Here is a 24,078-nt window from a genome sequence, read left to right on the forward strand (position 1 = left end):
CTTTAAAACCCGGCGCGGTACGGGGCCGGGCGGGGTCGCCCCTCTGGCAAAAAGCCGCGCGGGTGGGTGCGGCCGGCCGCGGGCTGGCCCGCCCCGCACCCGGTGGATCAGTCCTGGGCCGGAGCCGCGGTCTTCTCCGCCGCCTTCTTGGCCGGGGCCTTCTTGGCGGTGGTCTTCTTCGCCGCCGTCTTCTTGGTCGCCGCCGTCTTCTTGGTGGCGGCCTTCTTGGCCGTGGTCTTCTTCGCCGCGGTCTTGCGCGCCGCCGTCTTCTTGACGGGGGCGGGCTCGGCCTCGGCGGCCTCGGCCGGCGCCTCGATGCTCACGGCAGGGGCCGCGGCCACCACGACGACGGCCGCCTCCTCGGCGCCCGAGGGCGAACCGGCGGGAGCCGTGGCCTTGCGGACCACCCGGCGACGGGCACGCGGCGGGGCGGCCACGGGGGCCTCCTCGACGACGGGCTCGGGCTCCGCGACGGGCTGCGCCTCGACGACCGGCTCGGGCTCCGGGGCGGTCTCGGCGACCGGCTCGGCGACGACCTCGGCGGGCGCCTCAGCGGTGGAGACGACCGGGGACGTCACCCGGCGGGTGGCACGGCGACGGCCGCGCGGGGCCGGGGCGGCGGTCTCCTCGACCACCGGCTCGGGCTCCACGACGGGCCGGGCCTCCACCACCGGCTCGGGCTCGGCGACGGGCGCCGGCTCGAAGACGACGGCCTCGGTCTCCACGACCGGGGCGACCGGCGTCGAGACGACCGGGGCGGACACCCGGCGGGTGGCGCGACGGCGGCCACGACCGCGCGTGGCGGCGGCCTCGGCCTCGGCGACGGAGCCGTACAGCTCCTCGTCCGGGGCGATCGGCACCGGCACGGCCACCGGGGCGGCCAGCTCCGCCGCCACCTCGGCCTCGGTCTCGGTCTCGGTCTCGGCCTCCGCCGTCTCCACGGCCTCGGCGTGCTCGTGCTCGTGGACGTGCTCGGCGCCGCCGCGGCCGCGCTTCTTCGAGCGCTTGCCGCCGCCACCGCCACCGGCGGTGGTCGGCTGCTCCATGTGGACGATGACACCGCGGCCGTTGCAGTGGACGCAGGTCTCGGAGAAGGACTCCAGGAGGCCCTGGCCGACCCGCTTGCGGGTCATCTGCACCAGGCCCAGCGAGGTGACCTCGGCCACCTGGTGCTTGGTCCGGTCACGGCCCAGGCACTCCAGGAGGCGGCGCAGCACCAGGTCGCGGTTGGACTCCAGGACCATGTCGATGAAGTCGATGACGACGATGCCGCCCAGGTCGCGCAGGCGGAGCTGGCGCACGATCTCCTCGGCCGCTTCGAGGTTGTTCCTCGTCACGGTCTCCTCGAGGTTGCCGCCCTGGCCGGTGAACTTGCCGGTGTTGACGTCGACGACGATCATCGCCTCGGTCTTGTCGATCACCAGCGAGCCGCCGGAGGGCAGCCAGACCTTGCGGTCGAGCGCCTTCATCAGCTGCTCGTCGATCCGGTACGTCGCGAAGACGTCGACCTCGCTCGTCCACTTGGACAGCCGGTCGACCAGGTCGGGCGCGACGTGGCCGACGTACCCGTGGATGGTCTCCCAGGCGTCGTCGCCGCTGACGATGACCTTGGAGAAGTCCTCGTTGAAGATGTCGCGGACGACCCGGACGGTCATGTCCGGCTCGCCGTACAGCAGGGTCGGGGCGTTGCCGCTCTTCGCCTTCTTCTGGATGTCCTCCCACTGCGCCTGCAGTCGCTCGACGTCGCGGCGCAGCTCGTCCTCGCTCGCGCCCTCGGCGGCGGTGCGCACGATGACGCCCGCGTCCTCGGGGACGATCTTCTTGAGGATGGTCTTCAGGCGGGCGCGCTCGGTGTCCGGGAGCTTGCGGCTGATGCCGGTCATCGAGCCCTCGGGGACGTACACGAGGTAGCGGCCCGGCAGGGAGACCTGGCTGGTCAGACGGGCGCCCTTGTGGCCGATCGGGTCCTTCGTGACCTGCACGAGGACCGACTGGCCGGACTTGAGGGCGGACTCGATGCGGCGGGGGCCGTGGCCCATGCCGAGCGCCTCGAAGTTGACCTCACCGGCGTACAGGACGGCGTTGCGGCCCTTGCCGATGTCGACGAAGGCGGCCTCCATGGACGGCAGCACGTTCTGGACCTTGCCCAGGTAGACGTTGCCGACGTACGAGGTGGCCTGCTCCTTGTTGACGTAGTGCTCGACGAGCACGTTGTCCTCGAGGACGCCGATCTGGGTGCGCTCGCCGTTCTGGCGGACGACCATGACGCGCTCGACGGCCTCGCGGCGGGCGAGGAACTCGGCCTCGGTGATGATCGGGACGCGGCGGCGGCCCTGCTCACGGCCCTCGCGGCGGCGCTGCTTCTTGGCCTCCAGGCGGGTCGAGCCCTTGATGGACTGGACCTCGTCGGACGGCTCGGCCTTCTCGCGGGCCGGGCGGGGCTCGCGGACCTTGACGACCGTACGGACGCCGTCCTCGTCGCCCGCCTCGGCGTCGGCGGAGGCGTCCCCGCTGCGACGGCGGCGACGGCGACGGCGACGGGAGCTGCTGGAGCCGCCGGCGTAGGCCTCGGCGTCGTCCTGCTCCTCCTCGCCGTCCTCGGACTCCTCGGACTCGTCCTCGGCGTGCGGCTCCTCGCCCTCCTCGGCCTCCTCGACCTCGGTGAGCTCGCCGCGACGGCGGCGGCGGCCGCCACGACGGCGACGGCGGGACGGGCGGTCCTCGTACTCGTCCGTCTCGTCGGCCTCGTCGGACTCCTCGGCCTCGTCGGCGGCGGCCTCGACCTCGGGCTCGTCGGCGACGGTGGCCGGGACGGGCTCGACGGCGACGGGCTCGCCACGGCGGCGACGGCGACGGCGGGAGCCGGTCTCGGCGCGCTCGGCGGCCTCGGGCTCGGCGGCCTCGACGACCTCGGCCTCGGCCTCCTCGACGGTCTCGACGAGCTCGTCCTCCTCCGGCTCCTCGACCACGGCGGCGGCGGCCGCGGCGGCGGTCTCGGGCGTCTGGAACATCGGCTCGGCGAAGACCGGCGCCTGGAAGACGGCGACGGAGGGACGCGCGGCGCGGCGCGGCTCGCGGGCCGGGGCCGGCTCGGAGGTGAACTGGGGCGAGGTGACGCGACGGCGGCCGCGGCCACGGGTGGCGGCCGTCTCGGCGGCGGCGACCTCGGCCTCGTCGGCGGCGATCTGCTCCACGGCGGCGCGGGGCAGCGTCTCGCCGGTGGGGGCGGCCTCGGTGGCGACCTCGGGCGAGGTGGCCTTGCGGGTGGCGCGACGGCGGGTACGGGCCGGCGGAGCGGCCTCCTCGACGGCCTCGACGACCGGCTCGGCGGCGACGGCCTCGGCGACGGGGGCCGCGACCGCGGTCTCCTCGACGGCCTCGGCGGGCGCGCCGGCCGGAGCGGTGGCCTTGCGGGTGGCGCGGCGGCGGGTACGGGCCGGCGGAGCGGCCTCCTCGACGGCCTCGACGACCGGCTCGGCGACGGCGGCCTCGGCGGCGGCCGGCTCGGGCGCGGCGGTCTCCTCGGCGGCGGCCGGGGAGGTCACCGGCGAGGTGGCCTTGCGGGTGGCGCGGCGGCGCGGGCGGGCGGGGGCGGCCTCGGGGGCCTCCTCGACCGCCTCGGCGGCTGCCTCGACGACCGGCTCGGCGACCGGCTCGGCGACCGGCTCGGCGGCGGTCTCCACGGCGGGTGCCGTGGCCTTGCGGGTGGCGCGGCGGCGGGTCCGGGGCGCCGGGGCGGCCTCGGTCTCGGCCGCGGCGGTCTCCACGACGGTGGCCTCGGCGGCCGGAGCATCCGGGGTCTCGGCGGTGGCGCCCGTCACCGGCGGACCGGCCGGGCGGGAAGCGGCGCGGCGCCTGCGGCGCGGCGGCAGCTTGTCACCGGGTGCGTTGGTGTCTTCGTTGGACTCGAGCATGCGGGGTTCTCCCGTCACGCTCCCGGGCGCCGCGCCTGGTTCCGGTCCGGCGGCACGGTCGCGCCTGTGGCGCGGTGCCGCCGTCCGGGGCGCGGGCGCCGCACGGGAGCTCTATGTCTGGCTCGCCGGTTCCGTACGCCCTGTGCGGACGGCCTGGCGAAAGTCTCCTGGTCAGTGCGCTGCCCGACCCAGGTGGCTCCCGAGTACCAGGGCGGCGCTACGACGACCGCTCCCTACGCGGTACCGGTACCCGGCGCCGTCGCCGGGGCGGTCGCGGCGGCCGTGGGTGAAGCGGCCGTGACTGCCTCGCGGTCGGGCGCGAGCGGGTCGGTCACCGTGCCGGACTCCTCGTCGAAGAGCCCCTGCGCCAGCCTGGTCACCGCTGCGGGGACCGGCGGCGCCAGGTCGGCCACAGCTCGGAGACCGGACAGGACGTCGTCGGGTCGCACGGCAGGTGTCACGTGCCGAACAACCAGCCGCAGTATCGCACAAGCGCTGTCCAGCGGCCTATCACCCTGGGGATCACCCTGGGGACGGGCGGCCGTCAGCTCGGTGACGGCGGAACGGGCGTCGAAGGTGCGGACTCCGTTCTTGGTCTTGCGCTGTACTTCCACCGTCTCGGCCGCGAGAAACGCGTCGACCGCCTTCTCGGCGTCCTCGACGTCGACGCCCTCCAGGCGCAGCTCCCACACGGAGGCGGTGAGCCGGTCGGCGAGACCCGAGGTCCGGGCCTCGACGGCGTCGGTGATGTCGAGGCCGGCCGGGAGGGACTCGTCGAGCAGGACCCGCAGGGCCTCGGGGTCGCGGGCCTCGGTGAGCGCGATCTCCAGGTACTCGGCCTCGGAGCCCGTGCCCGTCGGGGCGGCGTTGGCGTACGACACCTTGGGGTGCGGGGTGAAGCCGGCCGAATACGCCATGGGCACCTCGGCACGGCGCAGCGCACGCTCGAAGGCGCGCTGGAAGTCACGGTGGCTGGTGAACCGGAGGCGGCCGCGCTTGGTGTAGCGCAGTCGGATGCGCTGCACCGCCGGTGCGGGCGGCGGGCCTTCGGGCTGTCGCTTGCCCAGTGGTTCTTCTCCTCGGTGCGGGGCGGCGCGGGTGCGCGCCGCCCACGAGATGTACGGATGGCCCTGGGCGGTCCCGCCCGGTTCACCCCCGCTTCCGCGGGGAGATCTCAGGGGCGGGCGAGGCGCCGGGGACGTTCGTTGTACTACCCAGAGTACGCGCCCGGGCCGCCTCCGGTTCCCCGGGCCGGGTCGGTGTGGTCCGCCCGGGAGGACGGGGCGGGCCTCGCGGACGGCCCGGGCGGCGACGGCGACGGGCGCCCGCACCCCGCGTGCGCGGCCGGTGGCCGACGGACGTGAGGGCCACCCGGTACGCCCGGGCGAGGGACCGCACGATCGGGTTCCGGATCGGCCGGCCTCGGGCGCGCCGGAGGCCGCCCGGCCCGCTTCGCGCACCGGGCGGTCCGAGCCGGACATGGAGCGACGGCCCGGCGAGGGGTTTCTCCTTCGCCGGGCCGTCGTTCGCGCGCTACTGGTTGACGACCGTCAGCGGCAGCAGCTTCTTGCCGGTGGGGCCGATCTGGATGTGCGTGTCCATCTGCGGGCAGACGCCGCAGTCGAAGCACGGGGTCCAGCGGCAGTCCTCGACCTCGGTCTCGTCGAGGGAGTCCTGCCAGTCCTCCCAGAGCCAGTCCTTGTCGAGGCCCGAGTCCAGGTGGTCCCAGGGCAGGACCTCCTCGTAGGTGCGCTCGCGGGTGGTGTACCAGGCGACGTCCACGCCGGTCCCGGGGAGGGTCTTCTCGGCGCAGGCCATCCAGCGGTCGTACGAGAAGTGCTCGCGCCAGCCGTCGAAGCGGCCACCGTCCTCGTACACCGCGCGGATGACCGCGCCGAGGCGGCGGTCGCCGCGGGAGAGGAGGCCCTCGACGATGCCGGGCTTGCCGTCGTGGTAGCGGAAGCCGATCGAGCGGCCGTACTTCTTGTCGCCGCGGATCTTGTCCCGCAGCTTGCGCAGGCGCTCGTCCGTCTCCTCGGCCGACAGCTGCGGGGCCCACTGGAACGGGGTGTGCGGCTTGGGGACGAAGCCGCCGATGGAGACGGTGCAGCGGATGTCGTTCTGACCGGAGACCTTGCGGCCCTCGGCGATCACGTTCATCGCCATGTCGGCGATCTGGAGGACGTCCTCGTCGGTCTCCGTCGGCAGGCCGCACATGAAGTACAGCTTCACCTGGCGCCAGCCGTTGCCGTAGGCCGTGGAGACCGTACGGATGAGGTCCTCCTCCGAGACCATCTTGTTGATGACCTTGCGCATGCGCTCGGAGCCGCCCTCGGGGGCGAAGGTGAGGCCGGAGCGGCGGCCGTTCCTCGTGAGCTCGTTCGCCAGGTCGACGTTGAACGCGTCGACGCGGGTCGAGGGGAGGGACAGGCCGACCTTGTCGTCGGTGTAGCGGTCCGCGAGGCCCTTCGCGATCTCACCGATCTCGGTGTGGTCGGCGGAGGAGAGGGAGAGGAGGCCGACCTCCTCGAAGCCCGTCGCCTTGAGGCCCTTCTCGACCATCTCGCCGATGCCGGTGATGCTTCGCTCCCGCACGGGGCGCGTGATCATGCCGGCCTGGCAGAAGCGGCAGCCGCGGGTGCAGCCGCGGAAGATCTCGACGGACATGCGCTCGTGGACGGTCTCCGCGAGCGGGACGAGGGGCTGCTTGGGGTACGGCCACTCGTCGAGGTCCATGACGGTGTGCTTGGACACGCGCCAGGGGACGCCCGACTTGTTCGGGACGACACGGCCGATGCGGCCGTCCGGCAGGTACTCCACGTCGTAGAACGCGGGGATGTACACCGCGCCGGTCCTCGCGAGGCGGAAGAGGACCTCCTCGCGCCCGCCCGGGCGGCCCTCGGCCTTCCAGGTGCGGATGATCTCGGTCATGTCGAGGACGGCCTGCTCGCCGTCGCCGATGATCGCCGCGTCGATGAAGTCCGCGATCGGCTCGGGGTTGAAGGCCGCGTGGCCGCCGGCGAGCACGATCGGGTGGTCGACCGTCCGGTCCTTCGCCTCCAGCGGGATGCCCGCCAGGTCGAGGGCCGTGAGCATGTTGGTGTAGCCGAGCTCCGTGGAGAAGCTCAGGCCGAAGACGTCGAACGCGCCGACGGGGCGGTGGCTGTCGACCGTGAACTGGGGCACCTTGTGCTCGCGCATCAGCTCTTCGAGGTCCGGCCACACGCTGTAGGTCCGCTCGGCGAGGACGCCCTCACGCTCGTTGAGCACCTCGTAGAGGATCATGACGCCCTGGTTGGGCAGACCGACCTCGTACGCGTCCGGGTACATCAGCGCCCAGCGGACGTCGGCGGACTCCCACGGCTTGACCGTGGAGTTCAGCTCTCCACCGACGTACTGAATCGGCTTCTGCACGTGCGGGAGCAGAGCTTCGAGCTGCGGGAAGACAGACTCGGCAGCAGACATCTCGAACCTTCGTGAGCTGGCAGGGGGGCGACTCTCAAGCGTACCCCGGTGCTCAGCGGGTCAGCGCCGCGCGGAGTCCGGGGGCCGAGGCCCGGGCCCAGACCCGGGGCAGCTCGCGCTCGGCCTCGGCGGCCGCCGCCTCCTCGCGGCCGTAGAGAAGGCCCCAGGTGAAGGCCGATTCGCCGACCCCGTGGGCCATGATCCCGAAGTCCCGGAGGGCGGCCCGGGCGACGACGGAGTCCTGGTGTTCGCCGAGGAGGGTCTGGACGGCCTTCACCCGTTTCGCGAGCTTCCCGGCGGGCCTGCCGAGGGTGGGGCGGGCCGCGTCGGCGGCGTAGCGGGTGCGTTTGGCGGCCTTGCGGGCCGCGTGGAGGGCGAGGTCGCGCTCGTGGCCGGGGGGAAGGGAGAGGGCGTGATGGATCCGGCCGCCGAGGCGGTCGTGGTCGTTGCGCACGGCGCGGGCGAGGACCGCGCGGGCGTCGCGGCGGGCGGCCTTGCGCAGCGGCGGGTCGGCGAGGAGCGCCGCGAGGGTGTCGAGGAGGGTGAGGTAGCGGTCGGAGTCGAGGGCGGCGAGGGCCTGGTGCCGGGCGTTCACGGCGAGGGCGGCGTCCCGGCGGCGCAGCCGGGCCTCGACGGGGCCGAGGGTGAGCGTGTGGGGCAGGCCGGCGACGTGGGCGCGCAGCCGCGCGTCGAGGACCTCCTGGTCGCGGGCGACGCCGAGTTCCCCGGCGAGCCACTTGAGCTCCTCGCCGACGGGGTCGGTCGCGGCGCGGTCGATGACCTGCCGGTAGGACCTGAAGGCGCCGCGCATCCGGCGGCAGGCGACCCGCATCTGGTGGACGGCGTCGGGCAGGTCGCGGCGTACGGCGGGGTCGAGCGCGACGAGGGCCTCGGCCTGTTCGCGTACGTAGGCGAGGACGGCGGCGCCGGCGGTGCCGGGTTTCCCTGGGGCGGGGGCTTCGGCGGGCTCGGCTCCCGTCTCCTTGAGGGCGCGGGCGAGCTTGGACGGGGCCGAGGAGGGGCGGATGCCCGCCTTCCCGAGGCGTTTGCCGACGGCGTCGAGGAGCGCGGGGTCGACGTCGTCGTCGAGTTCGACCTCGATCTCGGTCCAGGTGACGACCGTGCCGGCGGGCAGGCGTTCGGCGTGGACGGTGTCGACGGAGAGTTCGGCGAGGAGGGTGCCGTCCGCGGCGAGCAGGTGGCGGACGTCGCGCGCGGAGCGGAGGCGGACGACGGGGACGACCTCGCCGTGCCGGACCCGGGAGCGCAGGAGCCCCGCGAGCTCACCCGGCAGGGTGTCGGCGGGCGGGGCCCTGAGTTCGTCGCGGACTCCGGCGGCGACGGGGAACTTCACGTGCCATCCGGCGTCGCTCCCGCCGGTGCGGCGGCGGAGGGTGACGCCGTCGGCCGCGAGCCGGAGGTCGGGGGTGTCGTAGTAGACGGCGTCGAGTTCCATGACGCCGCGGTCCACGACCTCCGAGACTCCGGAGACGCGGGTGAGGTCCGGTACCGGAGTGTCCTCGGTGGCTTCGTACTTCCGCTCGATCTCGCGCTTCGTCTCGGCCATACGTCGAATCTAGCCGTCGTCAGGCGGTCATCGGGCGTTGTACGCGGATCGACTGGAGGAGTCCGATGGCCACCCACACGGCGAACATCGACGAGCCTCCGTAGGAGACGAACGGGAGCGGCAGTCCGGCGACGGGCATGATGCCGAGCGTCATGCCGATGTTCTCGAAGGCTTGGAAGGCGAACCAGGCGATGATCCCGGCGGCGACGATCGTGCCGTAGAGCTCGGTGGTCTCGCGGGCGATGCGGCAGGAGCGCCAGAGGATCACGCCGAGGAGGACGAGGATGAGGCCGGCGCCGACGAAGCCGAGTTCCTCTCCGGCGACCGTGAAGACGAAGTCGGTCTGCTGTTCGGGGACGAACTGGCCGGTCGTCTGGGAGCCCTTGAAGAGGCCGGCGCCGAGGAGGCCGCCGGAGCCGATCGCGATGCGGGCCTGGTTGGTGTTGTAGCCGACGCCGGCGGGGTCGAGGTCGGGGTTGGCGAAGGCGGCGAAGCGGTTGATCTGGTACTCGTCGAGCATGCCGAGCGCGGTGACGAGGACCGCGCCGAGGACGCCCGCGCCGATGAGTCCGAGGACCCAGCGGTTGGAGGCGCCGGAGGCGAGGAGCACGCCGAGCACGATGACGGCCATGACCATGACGGAGCCGAGGTCGGGCATCAGCATGACGATGCCCATGGGGAGGGCGGCCAGGGCGAGGGCCTTGGCGACGGTGCTGTGGTCGGGGTGGAGCTGGTCGCCGGCGTCGACCTTGGCGGCGAGGAGCATCGCCATGACCAGGATGATCGTGATCTTGACGAACTCGCTGGGCTGGAGGGAGAAGCCGCCGCCGACGACGATCCACGCGTGGGCGCCGTTGATGGTGGCGCCGAGCGGGGTGAGGACGGCGAGGATCAGCACGATCGAGAGGCCGTAGAGGATCGGCACCGCGCCGCGCAGGGTGCGGTGGCCGAGCCAGATCGTGCCGATCATCAGGGCGAGGCCGATGCCGGTGTTGAGGACGTGCCGGAAGAGGAAGTAGTACGGGTCGCCCTGGTTGAGCTCGGTGCGGCCGCGGGTGGCGGACCAGACGAGCAGGGAGCCGATGCCGGAGAGCGCGAGCGCCGAGAGCAGGATGGGCCAGTCGAGCCGGCGGAGCACCGAGTCGCGGGCGGCCAGCTTGGCGAGGGTGCCGCGCTCGGGTGCGTACCGGGAGACGGAGAAGCCGTGGGGTGCGGTCATGGGTCCTCCTAGTCCCGGTGGGCGGGCGGGCCCGCGAGGGTCTGGTCGCCGTCGTCCGGCTTCTTCGTGGGATCCGGGTCGGGCTGGGCGGGGTCCGGGGTGGTCGCCGGCGCGTTCGGGTCGATCTTGCCGACCTCGGGGTCGTACGGCTTGATCTTCGGCGCGTCGATGGAGCCGTCGGCCTGGATCGTGGGGAGGGCCTTCTGCGGCTGCGGCAGCAGGGCCCGCTTGAGGTCCTGGTTGCCGGCGTCGTCGAGTCCGTAGAGCGCGTCGTAGATGTTGCGCACGGCGGGGCCGGAGGCGCCGGAGCCGGTACCACCCTGGGAGATCGTCATGACGATCGCGTAGTCCTTGGTGTACGTGGCGAACCAGGAGGTCGTCTGCTTGCCGTAGACCTCGGCGGTACCCGTCTTGGCGTGCATCGGGATCTTGTCCTGCGGCCAGCCGCCGAATCGCCAGGCGGCCGTACCGCGGGTGGCGACTCCCGCGAGGGCTTCCTCTATCAAGGAGCGGGTCTGGGCGGTCATCGGGAGCTTGCCGTGGGACTTCGGCTCGATCTCGGTGACCTTCTTGCCGTCGGGGCTGATGATCGCCTTGCCGACGGTGGGGTTCCACAGGGTGCCGCCGTTGGCGATGGCGGCGTAGATGGTGGCCATCTGGATGGGGGTGACGAGGGTGTCGCCCTGGCCGATGGAGTAGTTGACGGAGTCACCGGCGCGCATGAGGTTGCCTTCGAGGCAGTTCTCGTAGGAGAGCTGCTGGACGTAGGTGCCGCCGCGCTTGCCGACCTTGCACCAGTAGTCCTTGTTGGCCGCCCAGAAGTCCTGCTTCCACTTGCGGTCGGGGACGCGGCCGGTGACCTCGTTGGGGAGGTCGATCCCGGTCTCGGCGCCGAGGCCGAACTGGTGGGCCGTCCGGTAGAACCAGTCCTTGGCGTCCTTCTTCGGCTTCATGCCGCCGTCGTTGAGCCACTGCTGGTGCGAGAGGGCGTAGTAGACGGTGTCGCAGGAGACCTCGAGGGCCTGGCCGAGGGTGATGGAGCCGTGGCCCTGGGACTCGAAGTTCTTGAAGACCTGGCCGCCGATGGAGTACGAGGAGGGGCACGGGTAGCGGCCGTTGAAGTCGTATCCGGCGTTGACGGCGGCGGTGGTCGGGATGACCTTGAAGATCGAGCCGGGGGCGGCCTGGCCCTGGATGGCCCGGTTGAGGAGCGGGAAGTTGGAGTCCTTGCCGGTGAGGGCGGCGTAGTCCTTGGCGGAGATGCCGCCGACCCAGGCGTTGGGGTCGTAGTCGGGCTGCGAGGCCATGGCGACGATGCGGCCGGTCTTGTTCTCCATGACGACGACGGCGCCGGCGTCGGCCTTGTAGTTCTCGCTGGTGTTCTTGTCGTACGTCTTGCGGGCCTCGACCATCGCGTTGTGCAGCTCCCATTCGGCGACCGCCTGCACGCGGGCGTCGATGGAGGTGACGACGTTGGAGCCGGGCACGGCGGGGTCGCTCTTGGCCTGGCCGATGACGCGGCCGAGGTTGTCGACCTCGTAGCGGGTGACGCCGGCCTTGCCGCGCAGTTCCTTGTCGTAGGTGCGCTCCAGGCCGGAGCGGCCGACCTGGTCGGAGCGGAGGAACGGCGAGTCGGTGTCCTTGGCCTTCTCGATCTCGGCGTCGGTGACGGGCGAGAGGTAGCCGAGGACCTGGGAGGTGCGGGACTTGCCGGGGGCCGGGTAGCGGCGGACGGCGGTGGGTTCGGCGGTGATGCCGGGGAAGTCCTCGGCGCGCTCGCGGATCTGGAGGGCCTGCTGGGTGGTGGCCTCGTCGGTGACGGGGATCGGCTGGTAGGGCGAACCGTTCCAGCAGGGCTTGGGCGTCTTGGAGTCGCAGAGCCTGATCTTGTTGATGACGTCGTCGGGCTTCATGTCGAGGACGTCGGCGAGCCGGGTCAGGACGGTCCTGCCGCGGTCCTTCATCTTCATCAGCTCGGTGCGGGACGCGGAGACCACGAGCCGGGTCTCGTTGTCGGCGAGCGGGACGCCGCGGGCGTCGAGGAGCGAGCCGCGGACGGCGGGCTGGACGACCTGCTGGACGTGGTTGTTCTTCGCCTCGTCCGTGTACTCCTTGCCGTTGCGGATCTGGAGGTACCAGAGCCGTCCGCCCAGGGTGAGGAGCAGGGAGAAGACCAGGATCTGGATGACGACGAGCCGGATCTGGACCCGGGGGGTCCGCCCTGTCTCGGGGATGTTGCTCATGCTGCCGGTGCCCCCTCGGTCACAGTCGCTTGACTCCCTTGATGCGTCCGGCGCGTGAGGCGCGGCTCCGTGCGGCCTTCACGCGCAGGCCGCTGCGCTGGGCGCCGATCCTGAGGCCGGTGCCGGAGGCGAGCCACCCGGAGGCGACGTCGGCGCCGTTGCCGCCGCCGGCGTCGGCCAGCGGGTCGTTCTCGGCGCGGCGGGCCAGGGCCATGATGAGCGGCACCGTGAAGGGCGCGAGGAGCAGGTCGTACAGGGCCGCGGTGAACAGCAGGAAGCCGAGGCCCACATGGCGGGCGGCGGTGTCGCCGACGAGGGCACCGACGCCCGCGTAGAGGAGCGTGGAGCCGACGGCCGCGGCGACGACGACGGCCATGGGGCCGGTCGCGGAGGTCAGCCGGCCGTTCTCGGGCTTCGCGAGGCCGACGAGGTAGCCGATGACGCAGAGCACGAGGGCGTAGCGGCCGGCGGCGTGGTCGGCGGGCGGGGCGAGGTCGGCCAGGAGGCCGGCGGCGAAGCCGATGAGGGAGCCGCTGACGGGTCCGTAGACGAGGGCGAGGCCGACGACGGTGAGGAGGACGAGATCGGGGACGGCGCCGGGGAGCTGGAGGCGGGCGAGGACGGAGACCTGGACGACCAGGGCCACCACGATCAGGGTGGCGGAGAGGAGGATGCGGTTGAACTTCACGGAGTGACGCCCCCCTGCTGGTCCCGGCCCTGTGCCGTCTGGTCCTGATTCTGGCCCTGGTTCGACTGGTTCGCCTGCTGTCCGTCCGGTGGCGGTGGTGTGACCGTGACGGTGACGGTCGGCGCCGGCCTGGGCTTCTGCGGGAGGACCGCGTCGCGGGGGTCGGAGCGGGGGGCCTGGACGACGACGCCGACGATGTCGAGCTTGGTGAAGCCGACGTACGGGCGGACGTAGATGTTGCGGGTCAGGCCGCCGCCCGAGGGGTCGACGCGGACGACCTCGCCGACGGGGACGCCGGGCACGAAGGGCTTGTCGGCGCGCGAGCCGAAGGTGACGAGCCGGTCGCCGGGCTTGACCTTGGCCTTGCCGTTGAGGAGCTGGACGAGGAGCGGGCTGTCGCCCTGGCCCGTGGCGAAGCCGAGCTCGTCGCTCTTCTCCATCCGGGTGCCGACGGTGAAGTCGGGGTCGTTGGCGAGGAGGACCGTGGAGGTGGAGGGGCCGACGGTGGTGACGCGGCCGACCAGGCCGGAGCCGTTGAGCACGGTCATGTCCCGCGCGATGCCGTCGCGGGCGCCGACGTCGATGGTGACGGTCCAGGAGAAGCCCTGGGCCGCTCCTATGGCGATGACCTGGGCGCCCTTGATGCCGTACTGCCCGGCGCCCGCGGTCTTGAGCATGGCGTCGAGCTCGCGCAGCCGGTTGCGGTTGCGGTCGTCGCTGCCGAGCTTCGCCTTGAGTTCGGCGTTCTCCTTCTCCAGGGCGGCGATGCGGGTGTGCCGCTCGCCGGAGTCCCGTACCGCGCCTATGGCGTTGCCTACGGGATCGACGGCGGCCGCCACACCGTTCTCGACGGGCCCGAAGACCGCCGCTGCGGCCTGCCGGGCACCGTCGACGGGTGACTCCTGACCGCCGCGGATGTCCACCGTGATCAGTGCGAACGCGATGGCGATCAGCAGCACCAGGAGCAGCCGGCTCTCTCGTGTGTCCCTCACGTGCGGCGGCCGTGCCTTTCCTCGTGGTTCGATGGTTCGGCTGTTCGGTTGAACGGCGTCGCTGGTGTCCGGCTGTTCGGCCGTTCGGCCGAACCGCCGTCGCTAGCGGCGCGGCTGGGCGTCGAGGACCTGCTGGAGCGCCTCGAACTCCTCCACGCACTTGCCGGAGCCGAGCGCCACCGAGTCCAGCGGGTCCTCGGCGATGTGGATCGGCATGCCGGTCTCGCGCCGGAGGCGCTCGTCGAGGCCGCGGAGCAGGGCGCCGCCACCCGTGAGAACGATGCCGCGGTCCATGACGTCACCGGAGAGCTCCGGCGGGCACTTGTCGAGGGTGGTCTTCACGGCGTCGACGATGGCGTTGACGGGCTCCTCGATGGCCTTGCGGACCTCGGCGGCGGAGATGACCACGGTCTTGGGCAGACCGGAGACGAGGTCGCGGCCGCGGATCTCGGTGTGCTCGTCCTTGTCGAGGTCGTACGCGGAGCCGATGGTGATCTTGATCTGCTCGGCGGTGCGCTCACCGAGGAGGAGCGAGTACTCCTTCTTGATGTGCTGGATGATCGCACTGTCGAGCTCGTCGCCGGCGACCCGGATGGACTGTGCCGTGACGATTCCGCCGAGGGAGATGACGGCGACCTCGGTGGTGCCGCCGCCGATGTCGACGACCATGTTGCCGGTGGCCTCGTGGACGGGGAGGCCCGAGCCGATGGCCGCCGCCATGGGCTCCTCGATGATGTGCACCTGGCGGGCGCCGGCCTGGGTGGACGCCTCGATCACGGCGCGGCGCTCCACTCCGGTGATGCCGGAGGGCACGCAGACGACGACGCGGGGGCGGGCCATCCAGCGACGCTTGTGGATCTTGAGGATGAAGTAGCGGAGCATCCGCTCGGTGATCTCGAAGTCGGCGATCACACCGTCCTTGAGCGGGCGCACGGCGACGATGTTGCCGGGGGTCCGGCCGATCATCTTCTTCGCCTCGGCGCCGACCGCGAGGATGCCCCCGGTGTTGGTGTTGATGGCGACGACCGACGGCTCGTTCAGAACGATGCCTCGACCCCTGACGTACACCAGCGTGTTGGCGGTCCCGAGGTCGACAGCCATGTCACGGCCGATGAACGACATTGAGTTCCCCTTGATTTCCCATGGCTGAGAGTGGTGCGGCGTGGAGTTTTCCATCGTAGTGCCGCCCGCGCGAATGGCGCGCGTTGGTCCACCTCAGTACTGGTGACGGCAGGACGCGGCGATCCGTTCCCGGGATTGGCGTTCATATGCCTGGGGGCGACCGAATTCCTTCGGTCGCCCCATCAGGGTGATGCGTTCGGCTGACGTCGCGTCAGACGAGACCCGGGAAGAAGATCTTCAGCTCGCGGGCCGCGGACTCCTCCGAGTCCGAGGCGTGGATCAGGTTCTCCCGGACGATGGTGCCGAAGTCACCCCGGATGGAGCCCGGCGCGGCGGCGATCGGGTCGGTCGGGCCGGCGAGCGTGCGCAGGCCCTCGATGACCCGCTCGCCGTCGACGACGAGCGCGACGACCGGGCCGGACTGCATGAAGCCCATGAGCGGCTCGTAGAAGGGCTTGCCCTTGTGCTCGCCGTAGTGCTGCTCCAGCGTGTCCTGGTCCAGCTCGCGCAGCTCCAGGGCCGCGATGGTCCAGCCGGCCTTGCGCTCGATGCGGCCGATGATCTCGCCGATCAGACCACGGCGGACGGCGTCGGGCTTGAGCAGGACGAGCGATCGCTGGCTCACGGGGGAACTCCTTCGGAAAAACGGTGTGCGGGCCTCCGAGGCTACAGGGCCCGCACGGCCGTCGATTACGCAGCGTCAGGCCCTGCCGAGGCCTGTGCGGCCCAGCGTGCCTTCACCTCGTCGATGTGCCGTCCGTAGTGCACGGAGGCCCACCACAGGCCGGCGAAGACCGCGCCGAGGAAGAACATGGTGGGGACGAAGAACCCGCTGAGGATCAGCCCGACCTGCAGGGCCCAGCCGAGCTGCACCCCGCCGGGCCGGGTGATCATCCCGCACAGGAGCACCGAGACGACCATGGCCACGCCGCAGACCCACCACACGGTGGACGAGGCGAGGCTGTCGTCCTTCATGGCGACGAGCCCGGCGAAGCCGATCACGAAGAACTCGCCGATGAGGGTCGAGGAACAGAGCACACGCATCGGATTCAGGCCCTCCGCAGCAGCAGCCGGGCGTCGCCGACCGTGAAGATCGAACCGGTCACGAGGACCCCCGCGCCGCCGTACTCGGCCTCTTCCTCCGCCAGGGTGATGGCCGCCTCGATGGCGTCGGGCAGCCGCGGCTCGACGACCACCCGGTCCTCGCCGAAGACCTCGACCGCGAGTGCGGCGAGCGCGTCCACGTCGGTGGCCCGCGGGTTGGAGTTCGCGGTGATCACGACCTCCGCGAAGATCGGCTCGAAGGCCTCCAGGAGCCCCTTGGCGTCCTTGTCGCCGCTCGTGGAGACCACGCCGATGAGCCGGGAGAAGCCGAAGGCCTCGCTGACGCCCTCCGCCGTCGCCCGGGCGCCGTGCGGGTTGTGCGCGGCGTCGAGGATGACGGTCGGCGAGGAGCGGACAATCTCCAGCCGGCCCGGCGAGGCCACCTGGGCGAACGCCCTGCGGACGGTGTCGATGTCCAGGGTCCTGGCGTGCTCGGCGCCGATCCCGAAGAAGGCCTCCACCGCGGCGAGCGCCACGACGGCGTTGTGCGCCTGGTAGGCGCCGTGCAGCGGCAGGAAGACGTTGTCGTACTCGCCGCCGAGGCCGCGCAGGGTCAGGAGCTGGCCGCCGACGGCGATCTCGCGGGAGGCGACGCCGAACTCCATGCCCTCGCGGGCCACGGTCGCGTCCGCCCCGACGGCCTTCTTCAGCAGGACCTGGGCCGCGTCGACCGGCTGCTGGGCCAGGACGACGGTCGCGCCCTGCTTGATGATCCCGGACTTCTCGGCCGCGATCTCGGCGGTCGTCCCGCCGAGCCGGTCGGTGTGGTCGAGGTCGATGGGGGTGACGACGGCGACGGAGCCGTCGATGACGTTCGTCGCGTCCCAGGTGCCGCCCATGCCGACCTCGACGACGGCCACGTCGACCGGGGCGTCCGCGAAGGCCGCGTACGCCATTCCGGTGAGGACCTCGAAGAAGGAGAGCCGGTACTCCTCCCGGGCGTCGACCATCTCCACGTACGGCTTGATGTCCTGGTACGTCTCGATGAACCGCTCGGCGGAGATCGGGGCGCCGTCCAGGCTGATCCGCTCGGTGATCGTCTGGACGTGCGGCGAGGTGTAGCGCCCGGTGCGCAGCTCGAAGGCGCCGAGCAGGGCCTCGATCATGCGGGCCGTCGACGTCTTGCCGTTGGTGCCGGTGATGTGGATCGAGGGGTACGCGCGCTGCGGCTCGCCGAGCACGTCCATCAGGGCCGCGATCCGGGTGACGGAGGGCTCCAGCTTGGTCTCGCCCCAGCGGGTGGACAGCTCGGTCTCGACCTCGCGCAGCGCCTTGTCCAGCTCGGGGTCCTCGGGACGGCTGGGCACGGGGTCGCCCTGGGACGGGCCGCCCTGCGTGCGCAGGGTACGGCTGCCGGCCTCGATCACCGCGAGGTCGGGGTCACGCTGGGTCTCGGTGTCGACGATGTCGTCGAACTGGTCGTCGCTCTGGTCGCTCGGCTCGCTCACGGGCCCAGTCTACGGAGCGGTGCCGACAGGACATGGGACCCACCCCTTTCGGGACTTTCGGCCCACCGTCCGCGGGGCCGGCCCCGGCAAACTTGGCGATCATGGACATAGGTATCGACCTCGGCACGGCCAACACGCTCCTCTACGCCCGCGGCCGGGGCATCGTGCTCGACGAACCGTCCGTGGTGGCGGTCCAGGAGGGTTCGCGGCAGGCGCTCGCGGTCGGTGCGGAGGCCAAGGAGACCATCGGCCGGACGCCCGGTTCGATCACCGCGATCCGCCCCCTGCGGGACGGCGTGATCAGCGACTACGAGGCGGCCGAGGAGATGATCCGGCACTTCGTGCGCAAGGCCGTCCCGGGCCGCCGTCGGCCCCGCACTCGGATGGTGGTGTGCGTGCCGAGCGGGGTGACCCAGGTCGAGCGGCGGGCCATCGTGCACGCCTCGCTCTCGGCGGGCGCGCGGGCGGTCCATCTGATCGAGGAGCCGATGGCGGCGGCGATCGGCGCCGGGCTTCCCGTGTCCTCCCCGCGCGGCTCGATGGTCGTCGACATCGGCGGCGGTACGACCGAGGTGGCGGTGATCTCGCTCGGAGGGATCGTCACGTCCCAGTCGCTGCGGGTCGGCGGCGACCGCCTGGACGCGGCCGTCACCGAGTACGTCCGCAAGCGGCACTCGCTGCTCATCGGCGAGCGGACGGCGGAGGACGTGAAGGTCGCCATCGGCACGGCCTGGCCGGTGCCGGGCGCCGAGGAGCGGGAGCGGGAGACGTTCACCGTCCGGGGGCGGGAGAAGGTCAGCGGGCTGCCGCGGACGGTGCAACTGACCGTGCCCGAGGTGCGGGAGGCGCTGGACGAGCCGGTGGAGGCGATCATCGCGGCCGTGCGGGTGACGCTGGAGGAGTGCCCGCCGGAGCTCTCCGGCGACGTGATGGAGCACGGCATCGTGCTGACCGGCGGCGGGGCGCTGCTGCCGGGCCTGGACCTGCGGATGGCCTCGGCGACCGGCATCCCGGTCTTCGTCGCGGACGAGCCGCTGAACTGCGTGGCCCTCGGCTCGGGCCGGTGCGTGGAGGACTTCGACGGGCTCCAGCGGGTGCTGGGGAAGGCGGAGGCGGTCCGCTAGGGGGTCAGCGCGTCAGGCCCGTCGGGAGCAGGGCCGTCACCCGGTAGGCGCCGCCCTCCCAGCGGGCCCTGAGCGTGCCGCCCATGCTGGTGACCCGCTCCTCCATGGAGAACAGGCCGGTGCCGGTCGAGACGGGTGCCGGGTCGGGCGGGCTCTTGGGCAGCGGGTTGGCCACCTCGATCCGCAGGTCGGGCCCCTCCACCGTGATGGCGACCGTCACCGGGAGGCCGGGCGCGTGCTTGGCGGCGTTCGTGAGGCACTCCCGGACGACCCGGTGGACGGCGGCCTGCCGGAGCGGCGACAGCGCCTTGGCCTCCCCTGCGACGGCCAGGTCCACGGGGCTGCCCATCCGTTCGCTCTCCCCCGCGAGCTCGGCGAGCCCGTCGAGGCCGGGGGTGGCGCTGTCCCGGTCGGCGCGGCGCACGATCGTCTCGTTGAGCATGAGGTGGGCGCGCCGGGCGGTGTCCGCGAGCTCCTCGAAGTCCTTCCGGTGGGCCTCTCCCCTGGCCCGTACGGCGAGGACCTCGGCCCGCACCGCCAGGACGGTGAGCTCGCGGCCGACCAGGTCGTGGACGTCCCGGCCGACGGAGATGCGCTCCTCCTGCACGGCCTGCCGGGCGGCGGCCTCGCGGCGCTGGACCTCCAGGGCGCGGACGAGGTCCTGCCGGTACGCGGCGATGCCGACGCCCGCCGCGAGGACGCCGATCGGGACGACCAGGCTGAGGAAGTCGCTGAGGGTCTCGCCGTGTTTGGCCGGCCAGCCGGGCGTGAGGAAGAGGCCGTACGCGACGGCGACGTACAGCAGGGTCGCGGTGGTGGCGGCGCGGCGCCCCCGGAAGCGGCCGATCGAGTACAGCGCGAACTGGATCATGGTCAGTTCGTGCAGCCAGCCCATCAGGCCGAGCGCCACCGCGTACGGCAGCCAGGGCAGCCGGCGGCGCAGCACGAGCGTGGCCGCGCCGGCGGCGAGGACCAGGGTCGCGGTGACCCCGGTGAGGGAGTTGTCGGCGCGGGCGAGCCCCGGCACGTCCAGGACCATCAGGCCGAAGGCGCTGATCGCGGCGACGACGTCGAGGGCGCGGGGCGAGACGGCCCACCGGTCCACGCATCGACGGAGCGCGGGGACGGTGGGGAGGCGGAGCATGCCCTCCATCATCCAGGGTCTTTCGTCCCGGCGCCGTGGACCTGAAGTCCCGTCTGATGTGACATCGGGCACTTCGTCCGGATTGCCGTCCGACTCGGAGGCGCGCACGGAGCCTCCCAGGAGGGGGGTAGCAGTACGGGAAGGGGCCCGGAACCGTGAACCGGTTCCGGGCCCCTCCTCGTGCCGTCCTAGGCCTGCGGCAGGGCCGTCAGCTGGGACTGGATGCGGGCGATGTCCTCGTCCGCCTTGGCCAGCCGGCCCTTGATCTTGTCCACGACGTTGTCGGGGGCCTTGGCCAGGAAGGCCTCGTTCCCGAGCTTGGCCTCGGCCTGCGCCTTCTCCTTCTCCGCCGCCGCGAGGTCCTTCGCGAGGCGCTTGCGCTCGGCGGCCACGTCGATCGTGCCCGAGAGGTCGAGCGCGACGGTGGCACCGGCGACCGGCAGGGTGGCGGTGGCCGCGAAGCCCTCGCCCTCCGGCTGGAGGCGCAGGATCTGGCGGATGGCGGCCTCGTGCGCGACGAGCGGGGTGCCGTCGAGCGTCAGGCGCGCGGGGACCTTCTGCGCGTCCTGGAGCCCCTGCTCCTTGCGGAAGCGGCGGACCTCGGTGACGACCCGCTGGACGAGCTCGATCTCCTTCTCGGCGGCCTCGTCGCGGAAGCCGGAGTCCTTCGGCCAGTCGGCGATCACGAGGGACTCGCCGCCGGTGAGCGTCGTCCACAGGGTGTCGGTGACGAACGGGACGATCGGGTGCAGCAGCCGCAGCATGACGTCCAGGACCTCGCCGAGGACCCGGCCGGAGACCTTGGCGCCCTCGCCGCCGGCGAAGAACGTGGTCTTCGAGAGCTCGACGTACCAGGCGAAGACCTCGTCCCACGCGAAGTGGTAGAGCGACTCGCTCAGCTTGGCGAACTGGAAGTCCTCGTAGTACGCGTCGACCTGCGCGACCGTCTCGTTGAGGCGGGACAGGATCCAGCGGTCGGTCGCCGACATCTCGGAGGCGTCCGGCAGCGGGCCCTCGATCGTGGCGCCGTTCATCAGCGCGAAGCGGGTGGCGTTCCAGATCTTGTTGGCGAAGTTCCGGGAGGCCTTGACCCAGTCCTCGCCGATCGGGACGTCGGCGCCCGGGTTGGCGCCGTTGGCCAGGGTGAAGCGGACGGCGTCGGAGCCGTACGCGTTCATCCAGTCCAGCGGGTCGACCGCGTTCGGGTTGGACTTCGACATCTTCTTGCCGAACTCGTCGCGGACGAGACCCGTCAGGGCGACGGTCTTGAACGGGACCTCGCCGTCCATCGCGTACAGGCCGAACATCATCATCCGGGCGACCCAGAAGAAGATGATGTCGTGGCCGGTCAGCAGGACGTCGGTCGAGTAGAACTTCGCCAGGTCCGGGGTCTTCTCCGGCCAGCCGAGCGTGGAGAACGGCCACAGGCCGGAGGAGAACCAGGTGTCCAGGACGTCGGGGTCCTGGGTCCAGCCCTCCGCCTCGGTGCCGGGCGGCTGCTCGTCGGGTCCGACGCACACGACCTGGCCCTCGGGGCCGTACCAGATCGGGATGCGGTGGCCCCACCACAGCTGGCGCGAGATGCACCAGTCGTGCATGTTGTCGACCCAGTCGAAGTAGCGCCGGGAGAGCTCCTTCGGGTGGATCTCGACGGAGCCGTCGCGGACGGCGTCACCGGCGGCCTGCGCCAGCGGGCCGACCTTGACCCACCACTGCATCGACAGACGCGGCTCGACGGTCGTCTTGCAGCGCGAGCAGTGACCCACCGAGTGCATGTACGGACGCTTCTCGGAGACGATCCGGCCCTGCTCCTTGAGCGCGCCGACGATCGCCGAGCGCGCCTCGAAGCGGTCCAGGCCGAGGAAGGGGCCGTGGACGGTGATGACGCCGTGCTCGTCCATGACGGTGAGCGACGGCAGCTCGTGGCGGCGGCCGATCTCGAAGTCGTTCGGGTCGTGCGCCGGGGTCACCTTGACGGCGCCGGTGCCGAACTCGGGGTCGACGTGGGTGTCCGCGACGACGGGGATCGTACGGTCCGTCAGCGGCAGCTTGATCTGCTTGCCGACCAGGTGCCTGTACCGCTCGTCGTCCGGGTGGACGGCGACGGCCGTGTCACCGAGCATCGTCTCGGCGCGGGTCGTCGCGACGACCAGGGAGTCGTCGCCCTCGCCGTACCGGATGGAGACGAGCTCGCCGGCGTCGTCCTGGTACTCGACCTCGATGTCGGAGATGGCGGTCAGACAGCGCGGGCACCAGTTGATGATGCGCTCGGCGCGGTAGATCAGACCGTCCTCGTAGAGGTCCTTGAAGATCTTCTGGACGGCCTTGGAGAGGCCCTCGTCCATGGTGAAGCGCTCGCGCGACCAGTCGAGACCGGCACCGAGGCGGCGCAGCTGGCCGAGGATGCGGCCGCCGTACTCGTCCTTCCACTGCCAGACGCGCTCGACGAACTCGTCACGGCCCAGGTCGTGGCGGGACTTGCCCTCCTCGGCGAGCTGCTGCTCGACCTTGTTCTGGGTCGCGATGCCGGCGTGGTCCACGCCCGGGAGCCAGAGCGTCTCGAAGCCCTGCATGCGCTTGCGGCGGGTCAGCGCGTCCATGAGCGTCACCTGGAAGGCGTGGCCCAGGTGGAGGGCGCCGGTGACGTTCGGCGGCGGGATGACGATGGTGTACGGAGGCTTCTCGCTCTTCGCGTCCGCCTCGAAGTACCCGCGCTCTACCCAGCGCTCGTACAGCGGCCCCTCTACCTCGGCCGGCGCGTACGTGGTCGGCAGTTCGGTGGTGGGCGCTGTCTGCTGCTGAGTGTTCTCGGTCACGGGGCCAGTTTAGGGGTGTCCCGCCACTGTCCCGAAACGCTTTGGTTCGGTAACGGTGTGGCCCCCGCCGCACTTCCCCGCCCGCGGTTCCGCCAGGATGTTCGGTAGGCATAAACATCCTGTGAGGGGAACCTGTCGATGAGCTACAACCAGCCGGGCCCGTACGGCGGCCAGCAGCCCGGTCCCTACGGCCAGCCTGGCCCGTACGGCCAGCAGCCGCAGCAGCCCGGGCCGTACGGTCAGCCGCAGGCTCCGCAGCCCGGCTACGGATACCCCCAGCAGGCCCCGCAGGGCGTCCCGCCGCAGCAGCCGCCCTACGGCTACCCCCAGCAGCCCCAGCAGCCCGGCCCCTACGGCCAGCAGCCGCAGTACGGCGCCCCCCAGGGCCCCGGCGGCTACCTGCCCCACCCGCCGGCCCCGAAGAAGTCCAAGGCCGGCTGGATCATCGCCGCGGTCGCGGTCGTCGCGGCGGTCGGCGTCGGCGCGTACTTCGTGCTCGGCGGCGGCGGGGGTGCCTCGGTCGCGGACGACGGCCCGCACAAGCTGATCACGCCGGAGACCGTGCTGACCGAGTACAAGAAGTCCCCCGACCAGGGGAAGTCGAGCGGCGACGACTCCCTCAAGGAGGCCGAGAAGAACGGCGTCAAGAACGCCCAGCAGGTCAAGGCCGGCTACAAGGTCGAGAACAAGGCCAACCCGATGGCGAGCAAGATGCTCTCGTTCAACGGCCTCTACGGCGAGATCGACGACCCCGAGAAGGTCGTCGACTCCATCTTCGCCAGCGCCAAGGCCGAGGCCGACAAGGACGCCGGCAAGGAGGACACCCCGCAGCTGGAGGGCAGCCCCCAGGCGTTCACGCCGGCCGAGCTCGACGGCGCGGTCCTGAAGTGCCAGCAGGCCAAAACGAAGGCCAACGCGGCCAACGGCACCCCCGCGTTCACCATCAGCATGTGCGTGTGGGCCGACCACAGCACCGTGGGCTTCGTGGTCCCGGCCGACATGGCCTCCATGATGGCGGGCAAGGCCGACTCCCTCGAGGACGCCGCCGCCCTCACCGCCAAGCTCCGCAAGGAAGTCCGCGTCAAGGCCTGATCCCCGGCCCTCGCACGCGGAAGGGGGGGGGCCCCCCCCGCGGGGGGGGGGGCGCGCCCGATGACGCGCGGAGGGGTGCTTGTGGAGCGTCGCGGGGTGAGGGGGTAAATCGGGAGGACGAGCCGGGTGTTGGTGGTTGT

16 protein-coding genes are annotated in these 24,078 nt (G+C 72.0%); 2 read left to right on the forward strand and 14 right to left on the reverse strand.

The genetic code is table 11. The features are described 5' to 3' along the window. Positions 1 to 107 precede the first annotated feature (107 nt). From ACFV2S_RS03595 to ACFV2S_RS03650, 12 genes are all read right to left on the reverse strand, one after another. A complete protein-coding gene (locus ACFV2S_RS03595) occupies positions 108 to 3,914 on the reverse strand; it encodes an Rne/Rng family ribonuclease (protein WP_385553869.1) in 3,807 nt (1,268 codons plus the stop codon). A gap of 233 nt (positions 3,915 to 4,147) precedes the next feature. Beyond that, positions 4,148 to 4,939, reverse strand: coding sequence for a TIGR03936 family radical SAM-associated protein (locus ACFV2S_RS03600; RefSeq protein ID WP_383801059.1), 792 nt, complete (start codon positions 4,937 to 4,939; stop codon positions 4,148 to 4,150). A 508-nt stretch (positions 4,940 to 5,447) separates the two neighbouring features. Continuing rightward, entirely contained in the window at positions 5,448 to 7,379 is a 1,932-nt protein-coding gene (locus tag ACFV2S_RS03605) for a TIGR03960 family B12-binding radical SAM protein (protein ID WP_385553871.1), read from the reverse strand. A gap of 52 nt (positions 7,380 to 7,431) precedes the next feature. After that, a complete protein-coding gene (locus ACFV2S_RS03610) occupies positions 7,432 to 8,946 on the reverse strand; it encodes a CHAD domain-containing protein (protein WP_385553873.1) in 1,515 nt (504 codons plus the stop codon). Positions 8,947 to 8,965: 19 nt separating this feature from the next. Continuing rightward, positions 8,966 to 10,165, reverse strand: coding sequence for a rod shape-determining protein RodA (gene rodA, locus ACFV2S_RS03615; protein ID WP_385553875.1), 1,200 nt, complete (start codon positions 10,163 to 10,165; stop codon positions 8,966 to 8,968). Positions 10,166 to 10,173: 8 nt separating this feature from the next. Further along, on the reverse strand, positions 10,174 to 12,408 hold the full coding sequence (gene mrdA / locus ACFV2S_RS03620) for a penicillin-binding protein 2 (protein ID WP_385553877.1): 2,235 nt from the start codon (positions 12,406 to 12,408) through the stop codon (positions 10,174 to 10,176). A gap of 19 nt (positions 12,409 to 12,427) precedes the next feature. Further along, entirely contained in the window at positions 12,428 to 13,096 is a 669-nt protein-coding gene (gene mreD / locus ACFV2S_RS03625; RefSeq protein WP_385553879.1) for a rod shape-determining protein MreD, read from the reverse strand. After that, a complete protein-coding gene (gene mreC, locus ACFV2S_RS03630; RefSeq protein WP_385553881.1) occupies positions 13,093 to 14,088 on the reverse strand; it encodes a rod shape-determining protein MreC in 996 nt (331 codons plus the stop codon). The genes mreD and mreC overlap by 4 nt, the downstream gene beginning before the upstream one ends. Before the next feature lie 102 nt (positions 14,089 to 14,190). Continuing rightward, positions 14,191 to 15,210, reverse strand: a complete 1,020-nt coding sequence (locus ACFV2S_RS03635; protein ID WP_116161013.1) for a rod shape-determining protein — start codon at positions 15,208 to 15,210, stop codon at positions 14,191 to 14,193. A gap of 211 nt (positions 15,211 to 15,421) precedes the next feature. Then, the gene (gene ndk / locus ACFV2S_RS03640; RefSeq protein WP_352017594.1) at positions 15,422 to 15,835 is read right to left on the reverse strand and encodes a nucleoside-diphosphate kinase; all 414 of its coding nucleotides are present in this window, start codon (positions 15,833 to 15,835) and stop codon (positions 15,422 to 15,424) included. A gap of 65 nt (positions 15,836 to 15,900) precedes the next feature. Beyond that, the gene (locus ACFV2S_RS03645) at positions 15,901 to 16,254 is read right to left on the reverse strand and encodes a DUF4233 domain-containing protein (protein ID WP_385553884.1); all 354 of its coding nucleotides are present in this window, start codon (positions 16,252 to 16,254) and stop codon (positions 15,901 to 15,903) included. Positions 16,255 to 16,259: 5 nt separating this feature from the next. Beyond that, entirely contained in the window at positions 16,260 to 17,762 is a 1,503-nt protein-coding gene (locus tag ACFV2S_RS03650) for a bifunctional folylpolyglutamate synthase/dihydrofolate synthase (RefSeq protein WP_385553886.1), read from the reverse strand. Between the two features lie 101 nt (positions 17,763 to 17,863). On the opposite strand from ACFV2S_RS03650, the gene ACFV2S_RS03655 reads away from it, so the two are divergent. After that, positions 17,864 to 18,886, forward strand: coding sequence for a rod shape-determining protein (locus ACFV2S_RS03655; protein ID WP_385553888.1), 1,023 nt, complete (start codon positions 17,864 to 17,866; stop codon positions 18,884 to 18,886). Between the two features lie 4 nt (positions 18,887 to 18,890). Here the strand turns inward: ACFV2S_RS03655 and ACFV2S_RS03660 are convergent, their stop codons facing one another. Both ACFV2S_RS03660 and ACFV2S_RS03665 read right to left on the reverse strand, forming a co-directional pair. Further along, positions 18,891 to 20,030: a sensor histidine kinase gene (locus ACFV2S_RS03660; RefSeq protein ID WP_385553890.1), complete on the reverse strand. Its 1,140-nt coding sequence runs from the start codon at positions 20,028 to 20,030 to the stop codon at positions 18,891 to 18,893. Between the two features lie 188 nt (positions 20,031 to 20,218). Further along, positions 20,219 to 22,846: a valine--tRNA ligase gene (locus ACFV2S_RS03665; RefSeq protein ID WP_385553892.1), complete on the reverse strand. Its 2,628-nt coding sequence runs from the start codon at positions 22,844 to 22,846 to the stop codon at positions 20,219 to 20,221. A 138-nt stretch (positions 22,847 to 22,984) separates the two neighbouring features. On the opposite strand from ACFV2S_RS03665, the gene ACFV2S_RS03670 reads away from it, so the two are divergent. After that, the gene (locus ACFV2S_RS03670; RefSeq protein WP_385553894.1) at positions 22,985 to 23,938 is read left to right on the forward strand and encodes a hypothetical protein; all 954 of its coding nucleotides are present in this window, start codon (positions 22,985 to 22,987) and stop codon (positions 23,936 to 23,938) included. Positions 23,939 to 24,078: the final 140 nt, after the last annotated feature.

The organism is Streptomyces sp. NPDC059695 (genome assembly GCF_042733785.1).
Taxonomy (GTDB): domain Bacteria; phylum Actinomycetota; class Actinomycetes; order Streptomycetales; family Streptomycetaceae; genus Streptomyces.